The 5,359-nt window shown below is 75.4% G+C and carries 5 protein-coding genes; 3 read left to right on the top strand and 2 right to left on the bottom strand.

Annotated features, from left to right (window positions below; all coding sequences use genetic code 11):
* The first annotated feature begins 76 nt into the window (after window positions 1-76).
* Window positions 77-1,357, top strand: a complete 1,281-nt coding sequence (locus OFY01_RS14555; RefSeq protein ID WP_266599960.1) for an MATE family efflux transporter — start codon at window positions 77-79, stop codon at window positions 1,355-1,357.
* On the opposite strand, the gene OFY01_RS14560 is transcribed toward OFY01_RS14555, so the two are convergent.
* The gene (locus OFY01_RS14560) at window positions 1,317-2,888 is read right to left on the bottom strand and encodes a hypothetical protein (protein WP_266599957.1); all 1,572 of its coding nucleotides are present in this window, start codon (window positions 2,886-2,888) and stop codon (window positions 1,317-1,319) included. The genes OFY01_RS14555 and OFY01_RS14560 overlap by 41 nt on opposite strands.
* Before the next feature lie 129 nt (window positions 2,889-3,017).
* Here OFY01_RS14560 and OFY01_RS14565 point away from each other — a divergent pair, with 129 nt between their 5' ends.
* Both OFY01_RS14565 and OFY01_RS14570 read left to right on the top strand, forming a co-directional pair.
* The gene (locus OFY01_RS14565; protein ID WP_266599958.1) at window positions 3,018-3,557 is read left to right on the top strand and encodes a WcaF family extracellular polysaccharide biosynthesis acetyltransferase; all 540 of its coding nucleotides are present in this window, start codon (window positions 3,018-3,020) and stop codon (window positions 3,555-3,557) included.
* The gene (locus OFY01_RS14570; protein WP_266599959.1) at window positions 3,554-4,702 is read left to right on the top strand and encodes a glycosyltransferase; all 1,149 of its coding nucleotides are present in this window, start codon (window positions 3,554-3,556) and stop codon (window positions 4,700-4,702) included. The genes OFY01_RS14565 and OFY01_RS14570 overlap by 4 nt, the downstream gene beginning before the upstream one ends.
* Here OFY01_RS14570 and OFY01_RS14575 read toward each other — a convergent pair.
* A partial coding sequence (locus OFY01_RS14575) for a hypothetical protein (protein ID WP_407700344.1) occupies window positions 4,681-5,359 on the bottom strand: 679 nt, incomplete at its 5' end. The genes OFY01_RS14570 and OFY01_RS14575 overlap by 22 nt on opposite strands.

The following is a 5,359-nucleotide window of genomic DNA, read 5'->3' on the forward strand; positions in this document are numbered from 1 at the left end:
TGCGGCCGCGTCCGTGGCGTCGCCGGACGGCGCCTCCCCGCCCACCGGCAGGCCGCCCGTGGGCGCCCGACCCGCTGTGTCCGACCACGCCCGTCCGCGTCCGGCCTCCGCGCTGCTGGCGTCCGTGCTCGACCAGGCGGCCTCCAGCCTCACCAACATCGCCGTCCTGGTCATCGCGGCCCGCGTCTCCAGCGCGCACGGGTTCGCCACGTTCTCCATGGTGTACCTCGCCTTCACCGTGCTGCTCGGCGGCAACATGGCCTACGTGGGCCAGGCCGTCGTCCTGACCCGCGGTGACGAAGCGGCCGCGGGTGCCTGCCGGTCCGCCATCGCCTTCACCGCCCTGGCGGCCACCGTGGTCGGGGGACTGCTCGCCGTCGGCGGCGCGGTCGCGGCGGCGGCCGGAGACGGCCGGGCGGGGGCCGCCGGGGCGTTCTGCGCCCTGGGACTCGTCCTGCCGATCGTCCTCGTGCAGGACGGGCTGCGCTACGCGTTCTCGACCCTGCGCCGCCCCGGGCGGGCGCTGGCCGCCGACAGCCTGCGGCTCGTGTGCGTCGTCCCGGCGCTGCTGGCACTGCCGCGGCACAGCGCACCCGGGCTGCTCATCGCCGTCTGGGGCGTCTCCGCGGTGCCCGCGCTCCTCGTCGGACTGCGGCTGGCGCATCCGTACGTACGGGGGGTCCGGGCCGACGTCCGGCCCTATCTGCGGCGCGGCCACCTCGGGCAGCGGTTCGTCGTCGAGTTCGCCGTCGGCAACGCCGCGAGCCAGCTCGCCGTGCTCGGGCTCGGCCTGTTCGCCGCGCCGCTCGCGGTCGGCGCCCTGCGCGGCGCCACCACGCTCTTCGGCCCGCTGAACGTCCTGTTCAACTCGGTCAACGCCTTCGGCCCACCCGTCCTGTCCCGCCTCGGCACCCGCCGCCGCACCGCCCGCGCCGCCGCCGTGACCGGCCTGGCCCTGCTCGCCACCGGGCTCGGCTGGGGAGCGGTGCTGCACGCCCTGCCCGACCACGTCGGCCACCAGGTCCTCGGCGCCACCTGGGGCGCCGCCTCCGGGCTGCTGCCCGCGTCCGGAGCCCAGTACGCGGTGATGGGCCTTGGCACCTGCGGACTCGTCACGCTGCGGGTGCTCAGCCCGCGCGCCACCCTCCCCCTCCAGGTCGTCTTCTCGCTGCTGTCCGTCGCCTTGATGCTCGGCGGGTACGCGTTCACCGGGTCCGCGCTCGGCGCCGCCTGGGGGCTGGCCGCCGGTTCCGCGCTCAAGGCGGCGGCCGCCTGGGCCCGCGTCGCCCGGACCGGCCCGGGCGACGCCGGTCGGGTCAGCGCAGCCCCCGCGCCCGGTCCTGCCGGAACGTCGTGACCAGCGCGACGCAGCACACCGCGATCGCCACCCGCCCCGTCGCCTGCAACAGCGGCCCGCGCAACAGGATGAACGAGTAGCCCGCCACCAGCGGCACCACCAGCGACACCAGACTGCCCGGCGGCGCCCGCCGCACCGCGCGCCGCGCGTACCGGCGGTCGACGCGCGCCGCCGCGTACCCCAGCCCCGCGAACCCGGCCGCCATGCCGACCGGGCCGAAGTCGATCCACAGTTCCGCCCACACGGGTGACGACAGGTTCGTGTTGACCGCGCCCATCCACTGACCGATCAGCACGCCGGTGTCCAGCGGCTTGCCCGGCCACACCGACCGCGGTACCGCGAAGAGCACCGCCCCCGCCAACTGCCGCCCGTACGTGTGCCCGCGCCCGGAGTCCACGTACGTGACGGTGTTCGCGAACATGCCGACCTGGTCGTAGTCCTTGAGCGCCAACGGCTCCAGCGGTGATGTGGTCTGGAGCGGATGGTAGTTGGCCGAGTCGTAGCGGAACCGGTCGGCGAACGGGAAGACCACCAGCGCCACCACCACGCCCAGGCTCAGGGCCGTCCGGTAGAGCGCGGCGCTCGTCGGGAACACCGTGAACAGCATCGAGAACAGCACCGTCAGGAACCAGTAACGCGGGTTCGATATCGGGTTGTTGACGACCGCGTTCACCGCCGCGAGCGCCACCCACACGGCGATCACCGCCGTGGACCTGCGGGCGCGCCTCGATGTGACGAGCCACCGTGTGTACACCAGCCAGGCGATCAGCGCCGGTACCGTCCCCAGACCGCGCACCATCGCCTGCCCGGCCTGCGAACCCGCCTGCGAGAGGCCCGCGTCCTGGACGCTGGCGATGATCTCCTGACGGCTGGTGAAGAACACCGCGGGTCCGCCGAGGCGCACCACGAGCAGCGCCGAACCGGCGAACGCCACCACCGTCAGCGCGTACAGGCGGCGCCGGTGCACGAGCGCCGGGCGCACCGGGTCGCCGCGCCGCCCGCCCGGCCGCTGCCGGGCCAGCAGCGTGCCGACGTCGAAGGCGACACAGCCGATGAGGACGAGCGACACGGCCTCGGTCAGATCGCTTCGCGGCCCCACCACCGGGGTCGGTGTACGCCCGAGCACCGCCTGGGCGAGCGGCGCGACCCCCATCGCCATGTAGACGAAGAGCCAGAACGAACCGGAGAGCAGCCGGCGGTGGCGGCTGAGGATCACGACCGAGAGCCGGGCGCCCGCGTACATCGTCAGCGCCAACTGCACCCACAGCGCCGCGTCCCGGACGCCGTCCCCGGGCTGCACGAGCACCAGCAGCGGCATGAACACGGACAGGCCGAGCACCAGCGGCACGGACAGGGCGCGGGAGAGCAGGGCACGCGGCGAGAACGAGCGCGGCACGGCCTGCGCGCCGGAGCCGCCGGGCGCACCTGAGCCGCCGGGACCGTCACCGCCGTCGCCGTCGCCGGGCGTCCGTGCCGCCCCCGCCGGGTCCGCCTGGACGGTTGTGTCCGACCGGTCCGTGCGCCGTTCCATGCCGCCCCCTGGCCCCGCGAGATGATCCCCGCCGCAGTCTACTGAGGACCGCGCCCCGCGGCCGGGAGAGCGCTACTGTGATCCCAAGGAGCGCCTGGGGAGGCGCTGTTGGGGGGTATCGGACGACCTATGCGTGATCTGAGGGCCTTCACGCTGGCCGGATATGACAAGGGGCGGGGCCTGCTCGTGCAGGCGCTGTGGTTCGCCGTGCTCAACACCGTCTTCATGGCGTGGTTCACGCCTGCCCGGCTGCGCGTGGCGCTGCTGCGCGCCTTCGGCGCCGACATCGGCGCCGGCGTGCTCGTGCGGCACCGCGTCCGGGTGCTGTGGCCGTGGAAGCTGACCGTCGGCGACCACGCCTGGATCGGCGAGGGCGCCTGGATACTCAACCTGGAACCGGTGGCCATAGGGGCCCACGCCTGCGTGTCGCAGGAGGCCCTGCTGTGCACCGGCAGCCACGACCACCGCGCCGCAGACTTCCGCTACCGCAACGCGCCGGTCACCGTCGGAGAAGGCGCCTGGATCGCCGCCCGCGCCACCGTGCTCGCCGGGGTCGAGGTCGGCCGGTGCGCGGTCGTCGCGGCGGGCGCCGTGCTCCACCGGGACCTGCCCGAGCTGACCCTGCACACCGCCGACGGTCGCCGTCGCCCCGTCGGGGAGCCGGTGTGAGAGTCCTGCACGCGGTCACCCTGCACAGCCCCACCCACGCCTTCGGCGGGCCCGTACGGGTGGCGGCCAACCTCTGCCACGGCCTGCTGGAGCGCGGCCACGACGCCAGGATGACCGCGCTCGCCGACGGGTTCGGCCACCCGCTGCCCGACACCGTGGAGGGCGTGCCCGCGCGGCTGTATCAGGCACGCCGCGTGCTGCCGCTCGGGTTCAGCGGCATCACCTCGCCGTCGCTGCTCCGGGACGCTCACCGGCTGGTGCGGGCGGCAGACGTCGTCCATGTGCACCTCGCCCGCGACCTGGTGACGCTGCCGGTGGCGCTCGCCGCGCTGCGTGCCCGGCGGCCGCTCGTCCTGCAGACCCACGGCATGGTCGACCCGAGCGGGCGACGCTCGGCGCGGCTCCTGGACGCGCTCGCGGTGCGGCGGGTGCTGCGCGGCGCCGCCGCCGTCCTCCACCTGACCGGACACGAACGCCGCGAGCTGGACGCCGTCGTGGGCGGGGCGGGTCTGGAGCGGGCCGTGCGGCTGGTCAACGGCGTCCCCGCGCAGGCGCCGGGCCCGCCGCCCGAGGGACCGCCGCGTGTCCTGTACGCGGCCCGCCTGCACGCCCGCAAGCGCCCCGTCGACCTGGTGGACGCGGCGCCGGCGGTGCTGGCCCGCCACCCGGACGCCACGTTCGTCGTCGCCGGACCCGACGAGGGAGAACTCGCCGCAGTTCGCGCCCGGATCGACGCGCTGGGCCTGGCCGCGCACGTCGAATGCCCCGGGCCGCTGGACGCGGAGCGGATGACGGAGGAGCTGCGCCGGGCGCACGTCTACGTGCTGCCGTCGGTCGACGAACCGTTCCCCATGTCGGTCCTGGAGGCGATGGCCGTCGGCACCCCGGTCGTGGTCACGGCCTCCAACGGCCTCGCCCGCGACGTCGACCGGGCCGGGGCCGGGCGGGTGGTCAGCGGAGCCGACGGCATCGCCCCGGCCGTCCTCGGCCTCCTGGCGCCGGACGCCCGCCGCGCCGCGTCGGCGGCGGCCCGTGCGCTGACCGCGGAGTCCTTCGCCATGGACGCGGTGCTCACCACGCTCCTCGGCGTCTACGAACAGGCCAGGGCCTCTCGCGACACGCCCTACGCCGGAAGCCAGGCGTAGCAGCCCGAGGAGACGAACGTACGGGTTCCGGACGGCACCTTCGCGGTCACCTTCCGCGCGCCGCCGGGGCCGGGGCCCGACGCCAGCACCTTGCCGTCCGCGTCGAGCGCCCGCCACGTGCAGTTCAGGGAGCTGGTCAGCGCCCGGTAGGTGCCGGGCTCCGGCCTGGTCCGGGTGCCGTCGGGGAAACCGGTCTTCGCGACGGCCAGCAGCGGCTTCTGCTTCGGGCACAGCGTCGGGATGGCGTCGGCGGCGCCCGGCACCTCCCCGGTGATGATCGCGCCGACCGCCGCGTCCTTGTCGTGGGCGGCGGTACGCGTGATGCGCTGGCACGCCTCCTGGCCGGTCTGGAGGACGGCGGCCGGGTCCATGTTCTTCGGCACGCGCCCGTGCAGGTACTTCTTCTGCCGGGCGGTGAACGAGCCGGTGACGGGGGTGAGTTCCGCGTCCGGCAGCATCGCCTGCCCGGTCTTGCGGGCGCCGGGCGTGCCGGAGGGCCGCGGCGTGGCGGACGCGGTGCCCGCCGGGGTGCCGGGCACGCCCGCGGCCTCCTGGTCGGTGAGGGGACCGGAAGCGGCGGCGGGCTGCCGCGTGTCCTGATGCGCGTCGCCGCTCGCGCCGCATCCGGTCAGCGCGAGGAGTGCGGCGGCGACGGCG

It is taken from the genome of Streptomyces beihaiensis, from assembly GCF_026274175.1.
Classification (GTDB): Bacteria; Actinomycetota; Actinomycetes; order Streptomycetales; family Streptomycetaceae; genus Streptomyces; species Streptomyces beihaiensis.